Annotated in this window: 20 protein-coding genes and 5 pseudogenes; 14 read left to right on the top strand and 11 right to left on the bottom strand. The window is 68.8% G+C overall.

What is annotated here, in order from left to right; all coding sequences use genetic code 11:
• Positions 1 to 31 precede the first annotated feature (31 nt).
• Together SNA_RS20410 and SNA_RS20405 are read left to right on the top strand one after the other, a co-directional pair.
• Positions 32 to 730, top strand: a complete 699-nt coding sequence (locus tag SNA_RS20410; protein ID WP_044366123.1) for a response regulator transcription factor — start codon at positions 32 to 34, stop codon at positions 728 to 730.
• Positions 727 to 1,809 (top strand): sensor histidine kinase, encoded by a 1,083-nt coding sequence (locus SNA_RS20405; RefSeq protein WP_051877084.1) that lies wholly within the window; start codon positions 727 to 729, stop codon positions 1,807 to 1,809. The genes SNA_RS20410 and SNA_RS20405 overlap by 4 nt, the downstream gene beginning before the upstream one ends.
• Before the next feature lie 392 nt (positions 1,810 to 2,201).
• On the opposite strand, the gene SNA_RS20400 is transcribed toward SNA_RS20405, so the two are convergent.
• Positions 2,202 to 4,214: an ArnT family glycosyltransferase gene (locus SNA_RS20400; protein WP_078970055.1), complete on the bottom strand. Its 2,013-nt coding sequence runs from the start codon at positions 4,212 to 4,214 to the stop codon at positions 2,202 to 2,204.
• A gap of 413 nt (positions 4,215 to 4,627) precedes the next feature.
• Here SNA_RS20400 and SNA_RS20395 point away from each other — a divergent pair, with 413 nt between their 5' ends.
• Together SNA_RS20395 and SNA_RS44115 are read left to right on the top strand one after the other, a co-directional pair.
• Positions 4,628 to 5,707, top strand: a complete 1,080-nt coding sequence (locus tag SNA_RS20395) for an alpha/beta hydrolase (RefSeq protein ID WP_037788551.1) — start codon at positions 4,628 to 4,630, stop codon at positions 5,705 to 5,707.
• Positions 5,665 to 6,126: a hypothetical protein gene (locus SNA_RS44115; protein WP_030063447.1), complete on the top strand. Its 462-nt coding sequence runs from the start codon at positions 5,665 to 5,667 to the stop codon at positions 6,124 to 6,126. The genes SNA_RS20395 and SNA_RS44115 overlap by 43 nt, the downstream gene beginning before the upstream one ends.
• On the opposite strand, the gene SNA_RS20385 is transcribed toward SNA_RS44115, so the two are convergent.
• The 4 genes and pseudogenes from SNA_RS20385 to SNA_RS41470 form a co-directional block, all read right to left on the bottom strand.
• Positions 6,078 to 6,836: a MerR family transcriptional regulator gene (locus SNA_RS20385; protein ID WP_030063446.1), complete on the bottom strand. Its 759-nt coding sequence runs from the start codon at positions 6,834 to 6,836 to the stop codon at positions 6,078 to 6,080. The two genes, SNA_RS44115 and SNA_RS20385, sit on opposite strands and share 49 nt — an antisense overlap.
• A 349-nt stretch (positions 6,837 to 7,185) precedes the next feature.
• Positions 7,186 to 8,211, bottom strand: coding sequence for an alpha/beta hydrolase (locus SNA_RS20380; protein WP_104532043.1), 1,026 nt, complete (start codon positions 8,209 to 8,211; stop codon positions 7,186 to 7,188).
• Between the two features lie 172 nt (positions 8,212 to 8,383).
• Entirely contained in the window at positions 8,384 to 9,250 is an 867-nt protein-coding gene (locus SNA_RS20375) for a hypothetical protein (RefSeq protein ID WP_044366114.1), read from the bottom strand.
• 803 nt (positions 9,251 to 10,053) lie between these two features.
• Positions 10,054 to 10,143, bottom strand: a pseudogene (locus tag SNA_RS41470) (helix-turn-helix domain-containing protein); the annotation flags it as partial.
• Between the two features lie 217 nt (positions 10,144 to 10,360).
• On the opposite strand from SNA_RS41470, the gene SNA_RS20370 reads away from it, so the two are divergent.
• A complete protein-coding gene (locus SNA_RS20370; protein WP_030063443.1) occupies positions 10,361 to 10,789 on the top strand; it encodes a VOC family protein in 429 nt (142 codons plus the stop codon).
• 155 nt (positions 10,790 to 10,944) lie between these two features.
• On the opposite strand, the pseudogene SNA_RS40115 reads toward SNA_RS20370, so the two are convergent.
• Positions 10,945 to 11,199 (bottom strand): annotated as a pseudogene (locus tag SNA_RS40115) (dihydrofolate reductase family protein); the annotation flags it as partial.
• A 202-nt stretch (positions 11,200 to 11,401) separates the two neighbouring features.
• Here SNA_RS40115 and SNA_RS20365 point away from each other — a divergent pair.
• Together SNA_RS20365 and SNA_RS20360 are read left to right on the top strand one after the other, a co-directional pair.
• Positions 11,402 to 11,935 carry an RNA polymerase sigma factor gene (locus SNA_RS20365; protein ID WP_044366111.1) on the top strand — a complete coding sequence of 178 codons (534 nt, stop codon included), beginning with the start codon at positions 11,402 to 11,404 and terminating at the stop codon, positions 11,933 to 11,935.
• The gene (locus SNA_RS20360) at positions 11,932 to 12,387 is read left to right on the top strand and encodes a hypothetical protein (protein ID WP_157880011.1); all 456 of its coding nucleotides are present in this window, start codon (positions 11,932 to 11,934) and stop codon (positions 12,385 to 12,387) included. The genes SNA_RS20365 and SNA_RS20360 overlap by 4 nt, the downstream gene beginning before the upstream one ends.
• 4 nt (positions 12,388 to 12,391) lie before the next feature.
• Here the strand turns inward: SNA_RS20360 and SNA_RS20355 are convergent, their stop codons facing one another.
• Positions 12,392 to 13,273: an alpha/beta fold hydrolase gene (locus tag SNA_RS20355; protein WP_044366110.1), complete on the bottom strand. Its 882-nt coding sequence runs from the start codon at positions 13,271 to 13,273 to the stop codon at positions 12,392 to 12,394.
• Positions 13,274 to 13,886: 613 nt separating this feature from the next.
• Between SNA_RS20355 and SNA_RS20350 the strand changes: the two genes are divergently transcribed.
• On the top strand, positions 13,887 to 14,303 hold the full coding sequence (locus SNA_RS20350; RefSeq protein WP_030063438.1) for a RidA family protein: 417 nt from the start codon (positions 13,887 to 13,889) through the stop codon (positions 14,301 to 14,303).
• A gap of 22 nt (positions 14,304 to 14,325) precedes the next feature.
• Here SNA_RS20350 and SNA_RS44110 read toward each other — a convergent pair.
• A pseudogene (locus tag SNA_RS44110) lies at positions 14,326 to 14,445 on the bottom strand (IS5/IS1182 family transposase); the annotation flags it as partial.
• Positions 14,446 to 14,448: 3 nt separating this feature from the next.
• Here SNA_RS44110 and SNA_RS20345 point away from each other — a divergent pair.
• Entirely contained in the window at positions 14,449 to 14,685 is a 237-nt protein-coding gene (locus tag SNA_RS20345; RefSeq protein ID WP_051877080.1) for a histone-like nucleoid-structuring protein Lsr2, read from the top strand.
• Between the two features lie 527 nt (positions 14,686 to 15,212).
• Here SNA_RS20345 and SNA_RS20340 read toward each other — a convergent pair.
• Together SNA_RS20340 and SNA_RS20335 are read right to left on the bottom strand one after the other, a co-directional pair.
• Positions 15,213 to 16,475 (bottom strand): protein-glutamine gamma-glutamyltransferase, encoded by a 1,263-nt coding sequence (locus SNA_RS20340; RefSeq protein WP_030063436.1) that lies wholly within the window; start codon positions 16,473 to 16,475, stop codon positions 15,213 to 15,215.
• Positions 16,476 to 16,799: 324 nt separating this feature from the next.
• Complete coding sequence (locus SNA_RS20335) at positions 16,800 to 17,300, bottom strand: hypothetical protein (RefSeq protein ID WP_030063435.1); 501 nt, start codon at positions 17,298 to 17,300, stop codon at positions 16,800 to 16,802.
• 776 nt (positions 17,301 to 18,076) lie between these two features.
• On the opposite strand from SNA_RS20335, the gene SNA_RS44760 reads away from it, so the two are divergent.
• The 4 genes and pseudogenes from SNA_RS44760 to SNA_RS45275 form a co-directional block, all read left to right on the top strand.
• On the top strand, positions 18,077 to 18,208 hold the full coding sequence (locus SNA_RS44760) for a hypothetical protein (protein ID WP_275042018.1): 132 nt from the start codon (positions 18,077 to 18,079) through the stop codon (positions 18,206 to 18,208).
• A pseudogene (locus tag SNA_RS44105) lies at positions 18,208 to 18,504 on the top strand (transposase); the annotation flags it as partial. The gene SNA_RS44760 and the pseudogene SNA_RS44105, both read left to right, overlap by 1 nt.
• The gene (locus SNA_RS20325; RefSeq protein ID WP_030063432.1) at positions 18,501 to 19,019 is read left to right on the top strand and encodes a GNAT family N-acetyltransferase; all 519 of its coding nucleotides are present in this window, start codon (positions 18,501 to 18,503) and stop codon (positions 19,017 to 19,019) included. The pseudogene SNA_RS44105 and the gene SNA_RS20325, both read left to right, overlap by 4 nt.
• A gap of 22 nt (positions 19,020 to 19,041) precedes the next feature.
• A pseudogene (locus SNA_RS45275) lies at positions 19,042 to 19,521 on the top strand (DUF4158 domain-containing protein); the annotation flags it as partial.
• Between the two features lie 204 nt (positions 19,522 to 19,725).
• Here SNA_RS45275 and SNA_RS20315 read toward each other — a convergent pair.
• Complete coding sequence (locus SNA_RS20315; protein WP_241779757.1) at positions 19,726 to 20,616, bottom strand: LysR family transcriptional regulator; 891 nt, start codon at positions 20,614 to 20,616, stop codon at positions 19,726 to 19,728.
• Positions 20,617 to 20,639: 23 nt separating this feature from the next.
• Here SNA_RS20315 and SNA_RS40105 point away from each other — a divergent pair, with 23 nt between their 5' ends.
• Positions 20,640 to 20,897 carry a DUF1330 domain-containing protein gene (locus SNA_RS40105; RefSeq protein ID WP_078970123.1) on the top strand — a complete coding sequence of 86 codons (258 nt, stop codon included), beginning with the start codon at positions 20,640 to 20,642 and terminating at the stop codon, positions 20,895 to 20,897.
• The last annotated feature ends 27 nt before the right edge of the window (positions 20,898 to 20,924 follow it).

The following is a 20,924-nucleotide window of genomic DNA, read 5'->3' as shown; positions in this document are numbered from 1 at the left end:
TGCGCGGCAGCGGCGGACGAGGGAAGGTGCGATGCGAATCCTGGTGGTCGAGGACGAGCCCAAGATGCGGGACCTGCTACGCCGGGCCCTCACCGAGGAGGGATATGCCGTCGACACGGCCGCCGACGGCCCACAGGCCCTCGCCCTCACCGACGTCGCCGCCTACGACGCGATGGTGCTGGACGTGATGCTGCCGGGCCTGGACGGCTGCGAGGTCTGCGCGACCCTCCGGCGACGCGGTATCTGGCTGCCCGTGCTGATGCTCACGGCCAAGGACGCGGTCACCGACCGGGTGCACGGTCTGGACGGCGGCGCCGACGACTACCTCACCAAACCCTTCAGCCTGGACGAGCTGATGGCCCGGCTACGGGCCCTGATCCGCCGCGGCCCGATCGAACGCCCCACCGTGCTGACCGTCGGCGACCTGTCACTGGACCCGGCCACCCGGACCGTGCGGCGCGGCGACGAGGAGATCCCCCTGACCGGCAAGGAGTACGCCCTCCTGGAGGCGCTGATGCACCGGCCCGGCACCGTGCTGACCCGCGCCATGCTCGTCGAGCACTGCTGGGACCTGGGCACCTGCCCCGGCTCCAACGTGGTCGACGCCCACATCAAAGCCCTGCGCGACAAGATCGACCGCCCCTACGGCACCCGGGCCGTCGAGACCGTCCGCGGCGCCGGATACCGGATCCGCCGCGACGGCGGCCGTACCACCACCCGTACGCCATGAACCGCATCCCGCTCCGCATCCGCCTCACCGCGATCTTCGCCGCCGTGATGGCCCTGGTGTTGGTCGGCGCCGGCTACCTCACCCTCAGCCGCTTCCGAGAGTCCCAGAGCGAATACGGCACCGCCACCGGCATCGCCCACCAGGCCCAGCAGGCGGCCCTCGACGACCTCCTGCGCGAACTGCTCACCGCCCTGCCCATCGTCTTCGTCCTCGCCACCCTCGGCGCCTACCTTCTCGCCGCCGCAGCCCTGCGCCCAGTGGAACGGATGCGCACCCAGGCCGCCGCCGTCACCGAGGACACCCCCGATGACCGCCTCGACGTACCGCCCAGCCGCGACGAGATCGCCCGCCTCGCCGCCACCCTCAACGACATGCTCACCCGTCTCCAGACCGCCCTCGACCACGAGCGGCTCTTCGTCGCCGACGCCAGCCACGAACTGCGCACCCCGCTCAGCCTGCTGCGCACCGAAATCGAGCTCGCCCTACGCCGTCCCCGCGACGCCGCCGAACTGCATGCCGCCCTCGTCTCCGCCCATGAGGAAACCGAACGGCTCGTCCAGCTCGCCGAGGACCTGCTGCTGCTCGCCCGCACCGACCGCCGCGAGACCAGCCCGGCCGGGGTGACGGTGCCCGACCTGGCCCGGCTTCTCCAGCGCGTGGCCGCCCGCCTGCGCAACGGCGATCCCGGCAAGGCCGTCACCATCGGCTGCCCCGCCGGGCTGACCGCCGCCGTCCCGCACGACCGCCTGGAGCGAGCGGTCACGAACCTGATCCACAACGCCCAGCAGCACGGCCGCGGCCCCGTCGAAGCGACCGCCCGCCCCGACGGGGACCAGGTCCGCATCGAGGTCCGCGACCACGGCCCCGGCTTCCCGCCCGCCTTCCTCCCGCACGCCTTCGACCGCTTCACCCAGGCCGACCGCTCCCGCGCCACCAGCGGCACCGGCCTCGGACTGGCCATCACCGCCGCCACAGCGCGCGCCGCCGGCGGCGAGTACGGCGCCTTCAACCACCCCGACGGCGGCGCCGTCGTATGGATCACCCTCCCCACCCTCCCGCATCCGCCCCATGCCGCTTGATGTACGCGAGGTAACTGCAACACCCGCTGTCTTCGCCTGGTGTTCCGCCCAGGTGGATCAGCGGACCGGCACGTGCCCGCCCGCTGTCGGCCAGGTGGTGTGGAGGTGTGCGACGTGGCCCGCGTTGTGCGACGGCCACAGGCGTACCGCCAGCACCCCGCCGCCTCGGAGATCCGGTCGAGGGCGCGTGGCAGTATCAGCGCGACGACCATGGATCCGACTCCGTAGGCGCCGAGTGCCAGTGGCACCTGTCCGGCTGAGGAGTCGAGGTGGTCGCGGACGTAGATCACGGTGAGGCCATCCCGCGCAGCGTCAAGCTGTCGAAATCATCGCCGCCGTTCGGGAGAGGAGGCCGTCGTGACCGACCGCGTGGCCGCGGCGTTCTTCGCCGGTTACCGGTCCTGGGGCGCGAGGGACGCGGCGGACGATGGCGAGCAGCGGTAGAGCTGTGACGGCTGGTGGGGTACGGGCGGGCAGTGGTCGCGTACCCAGCGGGCGACGGAACGGCCCGGGGCGGTCGCCGGTCCGCCGAGCACGATGTAACGCAGCCGGCCGGTGGCGATGAGGTGGCGGAACTCCGCGCCGGTGGGCGTGGGCACGGCGCCGGTGAAGCCGCCCATGGGGAGCACGTTGGCGCCCGCATGGAGGACGTACGGGGAGGCGACCCGCCAACTGGTCGTCGCGAAAAGGTAGGTGGCGCCGTCCTGGTGGGCCCGGGTGTACGCCAGGAGTTGCCGCTGATTCCGGCTGAGCGAGGTCCCGTCCGGGGTCTTGGCCGCCGTCCGGCGGGAGGAGGCCGGGGCGGCGGAGGCCCGGTGATGCATGGCGCGGTGCCTGGTGGCCACCGGCCCGGTCGAGCCCATACCGGAGTGGCCGTACGCAGGATTCAGGACCGACGAGGCCCACGCGGCGGACGGAAGCAGCATGGCCGCGATGCCCACGCCGAGGCCCAGCACCGCCAACCGCCGCCGCGTCCCTTCGTCACCGGTGCGGGACAGCGCCAGCAGCGCCAGCGCGCCCGCACCGAGTGTGATCGCGGCCGGGGCCAGCCATGGCAGGAACGAGGGGAAGAGCTCCGAGACGCCGGCCGACCAGGCCACCGTGCTCACCACCGCCGTCGGCAGCGCCCATGCCCGTGCCCGGCCACCGCGGCGCCAGGCATGCCAGAACTGCACCATCCCGGCACCGAACAGCGCTGCCAGCGGCACGGCCACCACACCCATGTAGTACGTATGGCCGCCGACCGCCCCGGCGCTCAACACCAGGAAGAACGTCGTCAGCCACACTCCCCACAGCACGAAGCCCGCCCGCAACGGGTCCGTACGCGGTCTGCCACGCCGCCACGCCAGACCGCACACCACGGCGAGTGCCGCCGCCGGGTACAGCCAGCCGACCTGCGAGGCCAGCGACGGGCCGAACATCTTGCCCCAGCGCGCGGCGGTGGCATGGGGCCCGGACCGGCTGGATGCATGCGCCGGAGCGGCCCCGGCCATCGTCAGCACGGAGACGCTTCCGGTGTCCTTGGCACTGATGCCGAGCGAGGAGAAGCGGCTGACGAAGTTGTAGCCGACCACCTGGCTGACCGCCGAGTTGTTCGTCGTACCGTCCACGTACGGACGGTCCTTGGCCGGGGTCAGCGTCACCAGCAGCACCCACGACGCCGACACCGCCACGCACACCGCGCCCGCCACCGCCAGGTGCGCCAGCCGGCGGCGCAGCACTGCCGGGGCCGATATCACGTACAGCAGGCCGAGCGCCGGGAGTACCGCCCAAGCCTCCAGCATCTTGGCCTGGAAGCTCAGGCCGACCCAGATCCCGGCCGCCAGCAGCGGGCGCAGCCGGGCCTCGCGTGCCGCGCGCAGTGTGGCGTCAGCGGCCAGCACCACGAGAAGGGTGAACGCCGGGTCCTCGACCTCCGTACGGAACAGCCCGGCGACTGCCGGGGTGAGGGCGAAGGCGCCCGCCGCGAGCAGGCCGGCGTTCTCCCCTGCCCAGCGGCGCACCGCACGGTGCAGGACCGCGACGCTGAGTACGCCCTCGATCACCTGGGGCAGGGTCAGCGCCCACGGATGGAATCCGAAGATCCGCGCGGACAGTGCCTGCGGCCACAGGAAGCCCGGCACTTTGTCGATCGTGATCGAGTTGCCGGGGTCGAACGAGCCGAACAGGAAGCCCTTCCAGCTCTCGGTCATGCTGCGCACGGTCTCCGAGTAGAACGCGTGATACCCGCTGTGCTGGATGTCCCACGTGAACAGCACCGCCGCCACCGCGAGGATCGCCAGCAGGGCGGGCCGGGCGTAACCCGGCCGACCCACCGGGTCCGGGCCCGGCGTCCCGCTCCGGGCGAGCCGCCGGTCGCCCGTACGCCGGGCCGACGCGGTGGTTGCTGTGGTGGCGCTGACCATGGACGAACCTTCCCTGGGGGGACTTACCGTTCGGTGTGCCAGAGGGCCGGACTGCCCGTCGGGATGCCTTGGTCCGGTGACTGTTCAGGGAACGTTCACCGTTAGGTAGCCAGCGGTGAGGGAGCGTGCGAAGGACCGGGCATCCGGACTGCGCGCCGCTTCCGCGCCGCCTCAGCCCGCGCGCCACGGCGCGGACAGCTTCCAGCACCGCGCCGTACGCGAAGCCTGGAGGCGGGTCGGTGTGCCGCGGCCGGCTGCACCGCGCAGGGCAGGGGGACCAAGCGGGCGTCTGCCGACATCTGGCCATGATTCATTTCATGTTTCGGGGCTGGAACCCTCCGGCGGATTCGCCCCTCAAGGAGAAGGGAACCGTCAGTCCTGCCCTTCGGGGCAGCCGCATCCGGAGGGCCACGATGAGTCATGCTTCCAGGGGAGTCCACCGGTCCCGCGGCCATCGGAGGGCCTCTCGGGCCAAACTCTTTGTCCTCGGGATCGCCGTCCTGGCGGCTCTCGGTGGTGTCGCGTGGCCCGTGATCAACCACTTCAATGGTCAGTCGGACCAGAGTGACCAGGTGACCTACGGGCAGCAGGCATCGGGATCCGGCGGGAACGGCGGGGGCGCCGCCAACCCGGCCAAAACGCTGATGCCGACCGGCCCCCAGGCCCACTTCCGGGTGCAAAACCGCCTGCCCGATGGCACCACGGTCGGCGTGGTGACGCTCAAAGGCCCCAAGTCCGGGTTCACCGGCAAGGTGTGGGTGTGGGCGCCGAAGCAGTACAGCGAGCCGAAGTACGCGAGGAGCGGTTTCCCGGTGATGGTGGCGCTCCCCGGCGGCGAGGGTTTCCCGTACAACTACTGGATGGGCACCGACCTCAAGCTCCAGGCGACCATCGCCAAGCTGTCGCAGGAGGGGAGGAGCCTGCCCTTCCTGCTCGCCATGCCGGTGCTGAACCCGAATGACAAAAACTATTACGACGGCAGCGACATACCCGGCCAGCCCAAGATGGGCACCTGGCTGACCGAGGACGTTCCCAACCTGATGAAGGCCAATTTCCGCACCCTCAAGTCACGTGACGGCTGGGCCTTCATGGGCTCCTCTTCCGGTGGCTTCTCGGGGTTGAAGGCCGTACTGAAGTACCCGGAAAAGTTCAAGGCCGTGATTGCTTCCGGACCGGACATCGTGCCGGACTCCCCACTGTGGGCGGGCTATGGAGCGGCGGAGCAAGCGAACAACCCGGAAAGGCTGGCCCAGAAACTGATAGCCAAGAAGGGCCCCGACGTCTTCCTCGACTTCCAGGTCGGCACCCTCGAACGAACCGTGATGCCGAAGGTGGACAAGTTCATCGCCCAGTACGGCCACGGCCCCGTCAAGACGCGCCTGTTGAAGATCCCGGGCGGCCAGCACGACGCCAAGAAGTACGTGCAGGGAATGGCTGACAGCAGCTTGCAATGGATCAGCGCACATATGGAGGGGCCAACCGCCGACGGCTGACGGCGGTAGGCGCGGTCTCGGCCTCCACGAGATCGCTACACCTCACGGCGCTCGGCTGCACCGACATCTCCGGCTGGTGGCTGGACGGCGACATCCTGCACATCGGAGCCGTCCGGATCGGCGCCGGAGCGCGGGTCGCCCACCGCGGCATGCTGATGCCCGGCGCCGTCCTGGGCCGCGGCGCCGAACTCGCGCCGGGCGGACGCCTGGACGGCGAGATTCCCGACGGCGAGAGCTGGACCGGCTCCCCGGCCCGCCCTTGCGCGCGGAACGCCCGCGACGCCTGGCCCGCCCCCCCGCTGGCAGCGCTCCCCCCGCTGGACCGCCGCCTACGCACTCACCCTCCCGGTCCTGCCGCTGCTCTCCCTACTCACGTCAGCCGGGTCGTGGCGTACGCCTCGATGGCGTCCCGCTGGTAGGCGGCCAGACCCGGCGCGATCGCCTCGTACGCCGCGCGCCACGGCTCGTTCTCCAGGCAGGAACGCCCGATCGCGCGGTACTCCTCGGCGGATACCGCGCGGAGCCGGGCGAATGCCTGGTACTGGGCGTCGATCTCGGCCTGCACGGGTTCGGCGTCGGCCGGGGTGCCTGCGGCCATCAGCTCGGCCAGCCGGATCATCTGGGCCGTGCGCTCGCGGTGTCCGGCCTCGATCTGGGCGTCGCTCATCGTCGCGGTGTGCCGGTCAATCGCCTCGGCCAGATCCGGGAAGTGTTGCAGGCTCTCCTGGTACTGGGCGGGCTGGATCCCCTCGAAGAGGTTCTCCGGTCGGTTGATGGTCATGGGTCTGGCGTCCCTCCTGGAATGCTCCAGTTCGGTGATGGTGCGGGCGACGGTGCAAGCCAGGGCGTCGAGCCGGTCGCGCTCGGCGAGCAGGCGACGGTGGTGGCCCCGCAGGGCCTCCACCTCGTCGACCTGCGAGGCCAGGACCTTGTCGATTTCGGGCAGCCCCAGGCCCAGCTCCCGCAACACGAGGATCTGCTGCAATCGCAGCAGCTCGGCTTCCTCGTAGTAGCGGTGGCCGTTGGTACCGATCCAGGCGGGCGGCAGCAGACCGATCTCGTCGTAGTGCCGCAGTGTCCGGGCCGTCACGCCCGACATCCGGGCGACCTCCGCAGTCGGCCAGGCCATCGCCGCCTCCCCTTACGAGTGCTTCACCGGGCCAGTCTTTCCGGCCCTGGTCAGAACGGTAGGAGCTTCCGCTGCGGCAGCTTCAAGCCCCCACACCCAGGATCCCAGTGCATCGCCGTCGCCGTCGCCGCGCCCGTACCGACGCCGGCCCGATCGGCCCCGCTGGGAACGCCTGGTGCTGGGCTCCGGCGGCAGGCCGTGCAGCCCACGGCCCTGTCCTCGGCCGTGTACAGGACGACAGCTGCCCACGAATCGCAGGTTCTCGCACGGCTTCTGACGAACGATCTACTCCGCGGGCGGCCGCCCTCGACCAGCGCGAGTAAGCCGACAGACCAGAGGGGGGCCGGGATCAGCTTGTCGTGCGGAACGCGGATTCAAGACGGGGGATGTAGTCGGCGAGGGCGGGGGCCCAGCAGCCGTAGTTGTGGCCGCCGTTGCAGGTGGAACCCATCGTCGCGCCGTTGCCGTAGTCGACGAAGCGGCTGGGGAGGCCGAGCCGGTCCAGGCGGGCCTTGACGTTCTTGGCGGCGATCTCGGTGAAGTGGTCGACGGGTCCTTGGCTGCCGGTGTAGAGGGTGATGTCGTGCCCGGCCAGCCTGGCCAGGTTGGCCGTGGCGGCGGGATCGACCTCGTTCCAGAGGCGATCGGCGCCCAGCACGGGATACGGGGAGCCGAAGATGGCGTCGCTGTCGACGTAGGGACCGTAAGCCGGGCAGCGGCCGGTGCCGGACGTGCTGACGGCGCACCACGCGCCCGTGATGTTGAGTTCCGTGGCCACAACGGCCGCGCGGACAGCCGGCATGCCCAAGTCGATGCCGCCCGACAGGGAGGCGACGTGGCCGAACAGGTCGGGGTGGAACTCGGCGTAGTGCAGGGCGCCGTAGCCGCCCATCGACAGGCCGACGACGGCCCGGTGGGACTTGTCGGCGATGGTGCGCAGATTGGCGTCGATGAAGGGCACCACCTGCGCGATGTGGAAGGTCTCCCAGTGCGCCGCGCCCAAGGCGGTGTTCTGCATGGCCCAGTTGGCGTACCAGCCCTTCAGACCGCCGTCCGGCACCACGGTGATCATGGAGTCGGAGTGCAGGGCCGGAGCGGCGGCCGCGTCGTCCACGGTGCCGCCCCCGCCGTGCAGGAAGTACGCCACCGGCCAGCGCCTTCCGGGGTCGGCGGCGTATCCGCTGGGGAGGAAGATGCGGATCTTGTGCCTGCCGGACAGCTGTGGGGTGGTCACCGTGATAGTGAAGTCGGTTGCGGAGTGCACCTCGCTGGCGCCTGCCACCTGGGTCAGGCCGTAGCCGTCGGTGAAGCTCGGGATCGCCGGAGCGTCGGCGTGCGCGACCGGTGCGGCGAACACGGTCAGCGCCGCGGCCATCGCAGTCGCGGCGGCGGCCGCCTTGGCCCGGACAAGCGCCCCGGACAGCAGTGATCTCACGGTGTGTTCCCTTTCCCACAAGGATGGCCGGGTCGGTCGGTCGGACGGCCGGCGGCCGTCCGACGGGGCGCGGTTGCGGGCGGCATCGTGTCCGCCCGCAACCGCGGGCCGTTCACGGATTGTCGGTGACGTGGAAGCCGGCGCCGAAGATGCCGGGGTGTGCGGTGTCCCGTGCCCGCAGATCGGCGAGGATGTTCGCCGAGCTGGTGTAGACGTAGGGGGGAACGCCCAGGACCCTGGCTTTGGTGATGCCGGCCCAGGGGCCCGCCGCCTGGAACCTGTTCGCGGACGACGGGTAGGCGCTGCCCGGCACGTGCCAGATCGCTGGGCCTCCCGAGTCGCCGGCTTTGTGTCCGGCCCAGGACTGGTAGATGCCCTTGGAGTTGTTGGTGATGCGTCCGTAGAGCACGCCGAGTTGGCCCGATACCACCAGCTCGTTGTCGTTGTTGAGGGCGGCTCCGAGGAGGCGTTCGTTGTTCAGCGGCGGAGTCGGGGCATTCGGGCTGGGGTGCCCGCCGGGCACTTCCACCTCACCCGTTTCCTTCAGGTACGGGCCCTGCGAGGAGAGCGTCACCGCCGGCAGCAGCTCGATGACCATGTAGTCCTTGGTGGGGTGCCCCGTCGTCGAGCCTTCCGGATCCTTGAAGTACCGCACGTGGCCGATGGGTCCGAAACCCAGGTCGTTCCGGTCGTAGACGGGTTCGATGTCCTCGGGGATCTCGCGGTCCGCGTACTTGTGGGTGGGGTCGGATATGCAGTGTCCCGCCGAAATAGCGATCTTCCGGCCGTACTTGTCGTTGCCGACCGCCCCGATGGTGCAGAACGCGTCGGGGGTGTCGGGGGAGAAGACGATCTGCATCGCGTTGAAGACGCGCTTGCCGGATTCGGGCTGAGCACTGGCCGCCCCCGTGGCGCCGGTGATGGCCAGTAAGACACCCAACACACTGGCGAGCGCGCCAAAGCTTTTCCGTCTGCGCATGTGTATGTCCTTTTCCTTTTCCTTCGAGTGGGGGTTGGGTCCTGTCCCGTCCGGCATACGCAGCGGCTTGGCCACGCCTTACCGGAGACGGACGACGATGCCGTCGATGTCGGTGTCGGTGTCGGTGTCGAGACGGAACATTGATTCGCGGATGATGTGTCCGCCGGGCTCCTCATGCGCCTTGTACGGAATACCCGTTATCGGACGCGCTCGCCGCCGAGGCGGTCGCGAGGATGCTCGCGCCGCCGACGGCCGACGGCCGACGCCCGCGGACCCACCGCCGACGGCCCTCGGACACTCCTGCGGGCGGGCCGGTGCTCGCTCACCGTGTTCTCCTTGGTCTCCTTGGCCTCCGTGGTCAAGCGTGTGGTGGTTCGTCAGTTGCCCGCGGAACCGGATGTCGTGCACGCCCTCGTCTGTCGCGTCAGCGCCGGGAAGCGGCGATCAGCGGCAGAAACACGATCCAGTTCACCATGGCCGCGGACGCGTCAGGTCTGACGCTAGGAGCGGCCGATGAAATCGCTGTGAAACAAGCGGGTGTTGAGGGTACTTGCCGCTCTTCACCTTCAGTCGTCACCCTGTTGGGCAACCATCGGGGGAATGCCTGCCAGATGCTCGGCGATGGAGCCGTTCCGGATCGCGGTCCGCCGGATCAGCGGGCCACCACGTGGACAACTCTCCGGAGCCGACCTCCTCCCCGGTGAGCCAGACAGGGTTCGATCTCGACGATGACCGGGTCGTCTACCACGGGCAGGCCGGCAGGTCCGACGACTACGGTTCGGACACCTACTCATGGGGCGCCAGGAGACCCCGAAGAGCGGCGCGCGCTGCCGCATCGTGAGGTTCGTGCGGGAGGAGACGGCCACCAGCAGCACCCGATCCGCCAGCGGCAACACCCTTTAAAGGCTGTCCCGTAACTGATCCATGGCACGAGGGTGGTTGGCCGGGATTGGATCCTGGGGCCGCCCTTTGGAGGCACTGGCATTGGTTCACTCTTCCCCCCCCTGCGACTGCACGACACAGCAGCGGCTAGCAGGGGCCGCCCCCCCGTCAACGTGCGGAGTCCTACCGGGAGATGGGCAACAGAGCCCCCCCTGTTATGGTGCGCTGATGTCATCGATCAAGCAGTTCCAAGTCACCTTCGACTGTGCGGAACCTGAGCGCCTCGCTCGCTTTTGGTGCGAGGTGTTGGGGTACGTCGTACCACCGCCACCGGAGGGGTTTGCCACTTGGGACGATTTCAAGAGCTCGCAGCCGCCTGAGCAGCGGGATGCATGGTTCGCCTGTAGTGATCCATCAGGTGTGGGCCCGCGCCTGTTCTTCCAGCGGGTCCCCGAAGGCAAGGTCGTCAAGAACCGGGTGCATCTCGATGTGCGGGTCGGCACCGGGCTCGTGGGTGAAGAGCGACTGGCCGCACTCGAAGCCGAGTGCGCACGACTGGTCCCGCTCGGCGCGGTACACGTGCAGACCCTGTATGACGGCAATGATTCGTGCATCCCGATGCAGGACATCGAGGGCAACGAGTTCTGTATCGACTGAGCATTCTCCGAGCCGGAGAAGTGGGGCGGCGCCGCGGCCAGGCGGGCGCCGCCGATCGAGACGTCCTTGTCGGTCGCGTCGAGCGCCGCAGCGGCCTCCTCGGCCACCGACGCCTCGGCGAGCGGGGCGTTGCCCTGAACGCTGTCGAGCGTGCGACTGAAGACGACCTTCGGGAGAGCGCACCAGACGTCGGCGACCGCGGCCCCGAGCTCGTTGTCGCGCATCGACGGATCCGTCTCCCAGGGCAGCATGGTCTCGTAAAGCCTGCGGCCGCACAGATAGCCGCCGAACTCGCGGGTCTGCGCGAGGTGGAAACGAAACTGCTCCTCGTCAGGGGCCGTCCACCCGAGCGCGCCATCGCGGTCGGCGATAAAGCCGTCCACCGAGACGCTCATCGAGTAGATCAGCATGGCTTCAAGCTCATTGCACCGGAGCGACGGACGGTGATCGCGAGCGGCGGCGAGGACGAGGTCGTGACCGGGGCGCCTTGCAGGACCGTGGCTGAGGGGAGCCAGTGCCCAGTTGTCCTCGTTGCTGCCCTGACAGGGGGCGAATACCTAAGTCGGCCCTCACCGCCCCGCTTCGGAGACCGTCACGGTACGGTGTCCGGCGATGGATGACGACGTGCGGCCCTGGGACGCGGCGGCACCGCTCGTACGGGCCGCGCAGCGTGGCGATGCCCTCGCCATGGACGACCTGCTGAAGCTGGTGACGCCGTACGTCACGCGGTTGTGCACCTCGATCGCCCCGCGCGACACCGCGGACGCCGTGCAGGAATCCCTTCTCGCGGTGTTCCGCGGGCTGCGCGGGCTGCGGGATCCCCAGGCGTTTTACGGGTGGGTTCGTGCGGTCACCGTGCGGGAGGCCGCCCGGGTGGCGCGACGCACCGCGAGTGAGACGCCCGCCGAACCCCAGGAGATCGCCCGGCTGCGGGACCTGCTACCCCATGCCGGGAGCGAACTGACCACGGAGGTACGGGACTTGCTGGCCCGACTGCCCGTACAGCACCGCACCGTACTGGTGCTGCGGGAACTGGAAGGCTTGGACGAGCGGACGATGGCCGCGCTGATCGGCGTGCCCGAGGGCACCGTGAAGTCACGGCTGAGCAGGGCTCGTTCCTCCTTCCGGAAGGCGTGGACGCGGTGACCGCCCCCGCCCCGGTCGCCCGGCTGCGCGTGCTGGCCGCCGGACTGCGCGCCCCGCTGTACGCGGAGGCCCGGATCGCTCTGCCCTTCGAACAGGTGTGGGCGGTCATCGCCGACCTGGAGGGCGAGCTGACCCATCTGATCCCCTTCGTCCGCGAGTTCAGGGTTCCGCCCGGTGACAGCGAGCGCAAGGCGGCGCAGGCCGTGGACGTCCTCGGCCTGCGCGGTCCGTTCGATGTGCGGCTCAGCTCCGGGTGGTGCCTGATGCAGTCCCGCCTGGTGACGATGGGCATGGCCGCGGAGCCGGACGGTGCCGGGACGCGGCTCGCGGTGTGCGGCGCGGCGCGCCCCGCCGTCCTCGGCCCGGTGCAGCACGTCTACCGCAGGCTGCTCGGGAAGCGCCGCACCCGTGCCTTCTTCCGTGCGGTGGAGCGCCGCGCCGCCATGCGCTGACCTGTCATCTGGTCCTCGCGATGAGTTCCCGCAGGGCCTCGGCCACCAGCGCGGGCTGCTCCTCGTGCAGATGATGCCGGGCGCCCGGCACGATCCTGACGGTCAGGTCGTCCGCATCGGGATCGCCGCCGCGCAGCAGGGCCGGCGGGATCACCGGGTCGTGTTCGCCGCCCAGGACGAACGTCGGGACGGTCAGCCGCCGCCGGCGGTGGGTGCCTCGGAAGCCCGCCGGAATGTCCCGTATGACGTACTGCCAGAACATCGCCTGCCAGGCGTGGGCCGAGACCTGTGTGGCCGCGGTGAACTCCGTGAGATCCGCGTCCCGCCACGCCGCCGGGTCGGCGACCGCGCGCCGCAGCAGATACCGGGTGAAGGCCGGCCAGTGCCGCAGGACCAGCCGTCCGAGTACCGGGTACTCGATGAAGGCGGTGAACCACATCCGCCACAGATTCGGCAGGCCGTCACGGTGACGTGTCCACGGGTGCGCCATGTTCAGCGCGAGGAAGGCGCGGAAGCGCTCCGGGGCCCGCTGACAGAGCCGGAAGCCCACCCCGGCAGCCCAGTTGTGCCCGACCAGGGTCACCCGGTCGAGGCCGAGTTCGTCAAGGAGCGCGAGGATGTCATCGCCGAGTCCGTCCGTGTCATAACCGCGCTCGGTCTGCTCCGACCAGCCGAAGCCGCGCAGATCGACGCAGGTCAGCCGGTGATCGCCGGCGAGCAGCGGGACCAGTGCGCGCCAGGCGTACCAGTGCTGCGGGAAGCCGTGCAGCAGTACCACGGGCTCGCCGGTGCCGAACTCGGCGATGTGCAGCCGGGCCCCGCGGACCGTCACCCATCGGTGTTCGGCCCCTTCCAGAGGGGGCATGGGGCGGTCGCTGCTGTTCATGAGGAGATCCCTTCGCCGGATACGAGAAGCCACGTACATCCGCCAGGAGGCACCCGCCCTCGCGAACGTTCCCTCGTGTTTGCGGGGAGGCACGGCAGGCCGGCAACTTGCGTCGTCCACCGCTGCCTCGGCCAACTCGTCCACATGCTGAACGCGGCCCGGTGGCGCGGGCTTGTGCCGGGAAGGCGTCGGACATCACCGACGGCAGTGCGCCGGAGTAGGCGGCTCATTGCTCGCACTTCGCGGACTTGTGGGGCAGGTCGCGAATGCTGCGTCTCCTGATTCGAGGTGAAGGGCGTTCAGGTTACCCGCGCAGGGCTTGCAGCCGCCCGACTCGGCGCGTTGATGGGTATTTCTTGTGGCATGCGAATTGGCGCGCGACCCACAATGGGCCAGGGCCTGTCCGACGGATCATGTCTGGGGTACGACGCGCCCTGGCATACAAGGGCAATAGCCGTGCCGCGCCCGACCTGGTTCCGAAGCGGGTCTGCGGGTCTGCGGGCCTTCGGGAATGGATCGCGACATCCCGTTGCTGTTGTGCATGGGTCATGCCGGGTGACGCTTGCGTCCGTCCGGTTTAATGTGTGCCATTTTTTGAGGGAGTGTCAGCAGTATGCCCGTTATACAGCCCGCCGCCGAGCGTGTACGTGTCTCCGCGGAACCCGACTGGTACGAGTCGGCCGGTATCTCGCTCGGCATCCGGGTCGGGAGCTTGGTCTACACATCCGGACAGGCCCCGATTGACGCCCAGGGGGCCACGGTCGGGGCTGGGGACTTCGAGGCGCAAGCCCGTCAGGCGCTCGCAAATCTGTCGACGGTCCTGACGAACGCGGGCTCCAGCCTCGCTGACGTGGTGAAGGCGACTGTGTTCGTCACCGACATTGCGCAGCAGGACATCTACGCCAAGTTGCGCGCGGAGCACTTCCCGGACAAGCCCCACCTCGCGGAGTCGTTCGTAGAGGTCTCCTCCCTCGCCGCCCCTGAGTGGATGATCGAGATTGAGGCAATCGGACTCGTCCGGCAAAGCTGAGCACTACAGGCTCTGCGTTGGGTCAGGAGGCAAGCCAAAGGCGAAGTGCTGCCATGGTCACGGTGCCGTGATAGACGTACGCCCTCTCATCGAAGCGTGTGGCCACCGCCCGGTAGATCTTCAACCGGTTGATCAGCCGCTCGGTGTGCAGTACGAGATTGACCTGGCTCCCGACAGCTACGACCAACTGCTTGAGGCGATGGCTCCCTTCACCAAGGCGGGGCGAAAGACCGGTAGGGCCCGCAAGTCCCACAAGGCCACCGCCGTCAGCCGTGACGACAGCGCCGCCATCCGCGCATGGGCCAAGGAAGCCGGCTTTGAGGTCAGCAATCGCGGCAGGGTGCCGGCAGCGGTCCGCGAAGCGTACGCCAAGGCCCACTGACCTCCTCATACACCCGGAAGCCCCTCACCGAAGGAACTGTGAGGGGCTTCTCGGTGTGACCGGACGACACGCACGGCGCGGTGCTGCGGGCTTGACGGGGGTTCAGGGGACGCCCTGAGCGAATGTTCCGGTCAGGGCGGCCGCGAGGGTGAGGACCGCGACGAATGCGGTGGCTGCCCGCATAAGACCGTATCCTCCATTCCAGCTTAACGGCCCTGCCCCGGTTGAAAACTGACGTTGTCGCACACGTCGCGCTACCGAGCAGGGCCGCCCTCGTGATCAAGTACAGCGAGCCGAAACCTCCGTAAACAGGCCTCCAGGGACAGTGGTCGTTCTTGTCCGGGCAAGTCTGCTCGGGTGTCGGTTGTGCTGAGGGTGTCGCCGCGCCGACGGTCCGCGTCGAGAGGCTTGGGCTGACCGGGCAGAAGTCACCAGAGGCCGTAGTACAGCCGGGATGGCCGCCGGTGTGTGGTGGGCGGGGGAGGACTGAACAGGGCCGGGCGGCCCTGTCCTCCTACCCGGTTCTGTCACGGCCAGCCTTGCTCCACCTTGGCCGGAGCGGTGTTCCAGCTCTTGGGTATGAACGTGATTACGTAGGTTCCGCGGTCGAAGTCCGCGTACCCGGCAGACCAGTTCCGGAACTTGCTCTCGTATACGTGCATGGGGCCCAGGCCGTTGTTGGGCGCGTGATAGTGATCGGCGTGGGTCCATATGGTTTTGTCGGCATCCGCTTCTGTTTGAGCCCCAAACCAACCGTAGTCGAAATTGACCCAACCTTCGCCAGGATTGGCGGGACTGCGCGGAATATTTCCGTCCTTCGACATGTCGACCAGGCCCGTACTCTCGTCGGGGCGGAAGGCATCCGGGTCGCCGTACTTCCTCTTGTCGGAGGAGCCTCGCTGGTCCTGCCCGCTCCAGAAGTGCTTCGAGTAGATCACCGCCTTCATCTTGGACGGGTCGTAGTTGCCTCCGTCCCTTTCCTTGAAGGACGGTGCATTCCTCAGCGCCGAGTAAAAGTTCGAGCTCCTGTCCTCGTGGAGCAGAGCGTCATCGTTGTTCGCGAGCTCTGTCTTGAGGTGGTCGATGTAAGTCCCCTCGTCATGGGCATTTTCCAGGGCCTTGTTCATGATGGACGCCACATCACGCGCCCGATTGAAACCCTTCCTCTCGTCGAAACTGTCCTTGGCGATGCGTCCCTCAAACTCCGCCCGCGTTTCGTTGGGGCGGGGGCTGGTGTTTTCCAGGTCGTTCTTGTACTTGTTCTTATCGAAGAACGCGAACGCCAATTTGTTCGTCGGGTAGGGGCCCGAATTGACCCAGGTCACGCCGACGCAACCGTAGGACAGCTTCTCTCGCTGCTCTTCGGTCATTTGCTGTTGCTTGCCGTCACGCTGACTATAGACCTGCTGCCACTTGCGTATGTAGTTGTTGACGACCGTAGTGGCCCTACCTCCGTAGGCCCGGTACGCATCAGGCACCCTGTTGAGTGGCTCGGCGGGAGGGGTTTCCCTATCGTTGACAAAGCCGGGGGACCGGAAGAACGCGCTGGCGCTCGGCGGCAATTCCACCGGAAACTTGCCAGGTTGCCCCAGAGTCAGAGCTTTTTCGTTCAGTGCGTTGATGTTCTTGACGTCATCCGCCGTGAGGCCGTGCGTTTTGGCGTAGGATCCCTTCTTTTCCCCGTCGCCGCTGCTGCTGCTGGCAGCCTGGCTGACCGACGGCATGAATCCAGCGGTGCACATGACCGCGCCCACAGTGGCGAAGGCGAGAAATTTCCGACGTTTATGCATGAAAATCAATAACTCCCTTGAGGTGAAATCCCATGAAGCGAGGGCATGCGAGAGAACGACGCAATGGAGGGGTCTGCGGCGAGCTGCTGTTCAGGGCCTTGGCCGCGCTGTTCTCGCCGCTGCGTCGCTGCGTCGCTGCGTCGCTGCGTCCGCGGCAGGAAGGCCGCCGCCGCGAGGCGGAAGGAGATGCAGTAATTGCGCGAGACGGCGGTGGCAGTCCGGTCGTCGCCGGTCATGACCGTGGTGGCCGCCGGGCGGGCTGGGCGCGACTAGGTCGCCCGTCGGCGGGGCTGGCTGCCCGGGGCGGGCGAGACCGGTGGTTCGCTACATCAGCGTCGCTGCCGAGGCGACGACGCGGGCACGGTCCGGGTCGTCGGGGTCGCCGTAGCGGACCTCGACGCGCGGATGGGAGCGCATGAAGTCGGTGTCGACCAGGCGGACCTGGCTGGAGTGATCGACCGTGCGCACGGCGATGTCCGTGTCGAGGAAGAAGCTGAACTCACCCGTGGCCGGGGCGTAGACGAAGAACTTGCCGCCCTCGAACTTCTGCTGCGCGGCGTTGTCCGTCAGGACCAGGGACCAGAAGCCCGCACAGTGGCCCGCGGGACACATGAACTGGAAGTCGGCCCGCAGGCCGTCCAGTTCCATCCAGCGGAAGGGGTTGTCGTCGTCCGCGTTGATCGGGGCAGCGGTTGCGGCGGTGGCAGCGGTCGCCGGGGCGGTCGTATCCGGGGCGGCCGCCTGGGCTCCCTGGGTGAGGGGCAGAGCGACGGCCGCGGTCACGGCGACCGTGGTGAGGGCGCGGAAAGCGGTTCGGCGTATCACGTCTCGGCTCCTGGATGAGTGATCAGGTTGATACGAGCAGTGAGCATGTCCCCGTCGTAACTCCCCGACAACTCCATGGCTTTAAAACCGGCCAATCCGTCACGTAGGACGTATCTGGCCATGAATCCGATCCGGCCCAGCGTGGGGGTGCGATGCGACAGCGTTCCCCTGCTCCTGGCGTGTGGTTGGCGGCGAGGCCGGTACCGATGTTGTCGGGAATCCCACGGTGCGGTCGATGACCTCGTCGCCGACCGGGACGAAGAGTCCCATTCAGCGGCGGTAATCCGGCTGAGGGAGATCCGTCAAAACGCGCCGGGCAGCAGTCAAACGGGCCATCGCCCACCTTAAGGACCGGAAGATCTTCGCCACCCGCTACCGCGGCCCCCTCTTGGTTCTCACCCTGGCCGCCTTGGCCCTGGCGGTGGCGGGGGTCCTGGCGGTCGTTCCCGCCTTCTGGAACCAGTGCACCACTGTCCTGTCTGGTCCCCATGCGGCAACGGCCATCGCCGGCATCAATGCGGTCAGCGGCCTCGTCGGCTTCGCCGGGCCCTACCTCACCGGACTCCTCGGCGAGAGCAATGCTCAGTACCTGTGGATCACTCCTGACGGAAGGAGGAGTACCTTCCCGATGGATCGATCGATAGGTCACCGAGCAAGGCCGACGTTGCAGCGTCGGTCGGGAAGGCACGCCCGTGCTCACGGTAGTCAACGGGGACGGCACCACGCCAAGCGGCAGTTCGCTGTTGGATGAGGTCGTTCGGGAAGGCACTCGGCGGATGCCGGCCGCCGCTCTGGAGGCCGAAGTCAACGCGTACATAGCCGAGGTGGCCGATGAGCGCGACGGCAAGGGGCGGCGTCTGGTGGTCCGCAACGGCTATCACCAGCCCCGGCAGGTCATCACCGCGTGATCATCGACGACCAGGACCAACTGCTGGCGCTCCATGACGTCCCGGCCGAGCACTGGATCCACCTGCGCACCACGAACCCCATCGAGTCGACCTTCCCCACCGTCCGGCTACGGACCAAGGTCACCCGCGGCGCCGGCTCCCGCACCGCCGCCCTGGCCATGGTCTTCAAGCTCGTCGAGTCCGCCCAGCAGCGGTGGCGGGCCGTGAACGCGCCCCACCTCGTCGCCCTCGTCCGCGCCGGAGCCCGCTTCGAACGCGGCCAGCTCGTCGAACGCCCCGAGGCGGTCGCGGCGTGAGCACCCTCGCGGCCCAGGCCATCAGCACCAGGCGGCTGGACCTGCTGCCGCTGCACGTCGAGCACGCCGAGGAGATGGCCGCAGTGCTGTCCGACCCGGCCCTGCACACCTTCATCGGCGGCACCCCGGACACCCCGCAAGCCCTGCGCTCGCGCTACCAGCGCATGACCGCCGGCTCCCCCGACCCGGCCGTCTCCTGGCTGAACTGGGTGATCCGGCTCCGTGACCATGACTGCCTGACGGGCACGGTCCAGGCGACGGTCGGTCCCTCCGGCCACCGACTCACCGCGGAGATCGCCTGGGTGGTGGGAACCCCCTGGCAGGGAAGAGGTATCGCCAGCGAAGCAGCCCGAGGACTCGTCGACTGGCTCAGTCGGCAGCCGGTGCAGACCGTCATCGCCCACATCCACCCCGGACATCGGGCATCCGCCACCGTCGCCGCTGCCGCCGGGCTCACACCCACCGACGAATGGCAAGAAGGCGAGATCCGATGGCACCGGAGCATCAGGCGATAACGGCCTCGGGGAACATCGGTACCGGGATCTGATCGCGCTACGGCGCTCAAAGCATCACCAGCTTGGCTTCGCCCTACAGATGTGCACCGTGCGCTACATCGATCGGTTCCTCCCCGACGATCCGCTCGATGCGCCGTGGCCGGTGGATGAGCATCTGGCCGCGCAGCTCGGCATCGAGGACGCGTCGGTGGTGAAGCGGTACACCGAGCGGCCCAAGACGGCCTACGAGCACGCGTGGGAGATCCGGGACGCCTACGAGTACCGCGAGTACGAGGACGCGGAGTGGTCCCGGCGGTTTCGCACGTTCGTGCACGGGCGGGCGTGGACGCACGCCGAGGGGCCGGTGGCGCTGTTCAACCAGGCGGTGGGCTGGCTGCGCCGTCACCGGGTGCTGCTGCCGGGGGTGAGCGTGCTGGCCCGGCAGGTGTCGGAGGTCCTCGACATGCCGGGCAAGATCGCGGACTTCCTCCGCGCCACCGACCTGGACCCCGCCGAGCGCGCCACGCTCGTCCAGGGCGTGACCGTACGACGCGGCCAGGGCTACACCTTGCGCATCACCGCCGCGCCTGCGGTCCACCGCCAACTCCTCGACGGCACCGCAGCAGTCCCGGCCCAGCGCAAGGCTCGCCGCGAGTACGAGAACCGCGTCAACGCACTCCCGACTGCCGGCCTGCGTTGAGCGGACCGGGCGCCACACCTGCCAAGATCAAGTACTGGCGGCTTTTGGGCTTACCTCGGCGCTACCCGAGCCCGGCAGCCAGTGCAGCTCGTGCGCCAGGGTTTTGGCGACGGCACGGATGCGGCGGTGTAGTGGCGACTGCTCGCGTGGGAGGACCAGGTGGATCGTCAGGCTGGGCGCGCCCCGCAGCGGTCGCCAGGTGAGACCGGCCGGTTGTGCCGTGGCCGCGGCTTCTCCGGCCGGGGCGAGGGTGACCCCGTCGCGCAGGTCGCGCTGAGACATGTCGAAAGAGACTGCGGGCGTGTGGAACCGGGGGTGTGGTCGGGTGTCTCGGAACAGTGCGGACAGCTGATCGTGGATCACGGGGTTGGTCGCACGGTCCGGGAGTCGCAGCGGATACGCGGCCGCGTCGGCGATCTCGATCTCCGGGTGTTCGGCCAGCGGATGGTGCTGCGCCAGCTGGACCCCGATGCGCGCACGCCGCAGCAGGAACCGGCGCACGCCACGGCCCGGCTGCTCACCGCGGGTGATCCCGGCATCGATGCGGCCGTCGGCGACCGCGGGGGAGATCTCCGGTGTCGCCATCGGGACCGCGCCGACCTCGAGTCCGCTGTTGCCGCGAATCAGCCTGTCCACCAGGGCCGGTGCCGTCTCGGCCCCGGCGCTGAGGCTGTATCCGATGCGCAGCGTGCCCAGTTCACCGGCCGCCGCGCTCCGGGCGGTGTCCCATGCCCGGTCCAGCGCCGCCAGCGCGGGCGGCGCGGACTCCGCCAAAGCCGCACCGGCCGTGGTCAATACGACGCTACGCGTGTTGCGGACCAGCAGGGCCGTACCGAGTTCCGCCTCCAATCGGCGCATCCGGGCGCTGAGTGCGGGCTGTGCGATACCGATCCGTGCGGCCGCGCGGGTGAAGTTCAAAATGGGTCAGTGTCTATCCCGCCATTTCCGACCCGGAGAGGCTGACTGCCTACGACAAGCTGGCCGGTCCCGCTGTCCAGGCTGGGGGCGGGCGCAGCCTGTCCCGTGGCAGTCGAGTCGTCGCCCACGAGGCCGGAATCACGCAACGCGCCGTTCTGATCGAGTTCGACAGCTTTGAACAGGCCGTCGCGGCATACGAGAGCGAGGCATACCAGAAGGCGCTGGTGGCCCTCCCCGACGGCTACGAGCGCGACTTCCGCATCATCGAAGGCATCGACTGACCGGCGGGCCCAGCCATTGCCGTCCTG

Source organism: Streptomyces natalensis ATCC 27448, assembly GCF_000935125.1.
Classification (GTDB): Bacteria; Actinomycetota; Actinomycetes; order Streptomycetales; family Streptomycetaceae; genus Streptomyces; species Streptomyces natalensis.
Note: the sequence above shows the minus strand (reverse complement) of the source record. Positions and strands in the feature narration are given on the sequence as shown.

What these genes read in the sequence shown, in the direction of transcription:
- SNA_RS20375 (WP_044366114.1), bottom strand. Translation starts at nt 9,250, where the DNA reads ATGCGCAGACGGAAAAGCTTTGGCGCGCTCGCCAGTGTGTTGGGTGTC.
- SNA_RS20395 (WP_037788551.1), top strand. Translation starts at nt 4,628, where the DNA reads ATGAGTCATGCTTCCAGGGGAGTCCACCGGTCCCGCGGCCATCGGAGG.
- SNA_RS20365 (WP_044366111.1), top strand. Translation starts at nt 11,402, where the DNA reads ATGGATGACGACGTGCGGCCCTGGGACGCGGCGGCACCGCTCGTACGG.
- SNA_RS44115 (WP_030063447.1), top strand. Translation starts at nt 5,665, where the DNA reads ATGGATCAGCGCACATATGGAGGGGCCAACCGCCGACGGCTGACGGCG.
- SNA_RS20380 (WP_104532043.1), bottom strand. Translation starts at nt 8,211, where the DNA reads ATGGCCGCGGCGCTGACCGTGTTCGCCGCACCGGTCGCGCACGCCGAC.
- SNA_RS20340 (WP_030063436.1), bottom strand. Translation starts at nt 16,475, where the DNA reads ATGCATAAACGTCGGAAATTTCTCGCCTTCGCCACTGTGGGCGCGGTC.
- SNA_RS20405 (WP_051877084.1), top strand. Translation starts at nt 727, where the DNA reads ATGAACCGCATCCCGCTCCGCATCCGCCTCACCGCGATCTTCGCCGCC.
- SNA_RS20355 (WP_044366110.1), bottom strand. Translation starts at nt 13,273, where the DNA reads ATGAACAGCAGCGACCGCCCCATGCCCCCTCTGGAAGGGGCCGAACAC.
- SNA_RS20350 (WP_030063438.1), top strand. Translation starts at nt 13,887, where the DNA reads ATGCCCGTTATACAGCCCGCCGCCGAGCGTGTACGTGTCTCCGCGGAA.
- SNA_RS20410 (WP_044366123.1), top strand. Translation starts at nt 32, where the DNA reads ATGCGAATCCTGGTGGTCGAGGACGAGCCCAAGATGCGGGACCTGCTA.
- SNA_RS44760 (WP_275042018.1), top strand. Translation starts at nt 18,077, where the DNA reads ATGCCGGCCGCCGCTCTGGAGGCCGAAGTCAACGCGTACATAGCCGAG.
- SNA_RS20400 (WP_078970055.1), bottom strand. Translation starts at nt 4,214, where the DNA reads ATGGTCAGCGCCACCACAGCAACCACCGCGTCGGCCCGGCGTACGGGC.
- SNA_RS20370 (WP_030063443.1), top strand. Translation starts at nt 10,361, where the DNA reads ATGTCATCGATCAAGCAGTTCCAAGTCACCTTCGACTGTGCGGAACCT.
- SNA_RS20385 (WP_030063446.1), bottom strand. Translation starts at nt 6,836, where the DNA reads ATGGCCTGGCCGACTGCGGAGGTCGCCCGGATGTCGGGCGTGACGGCC.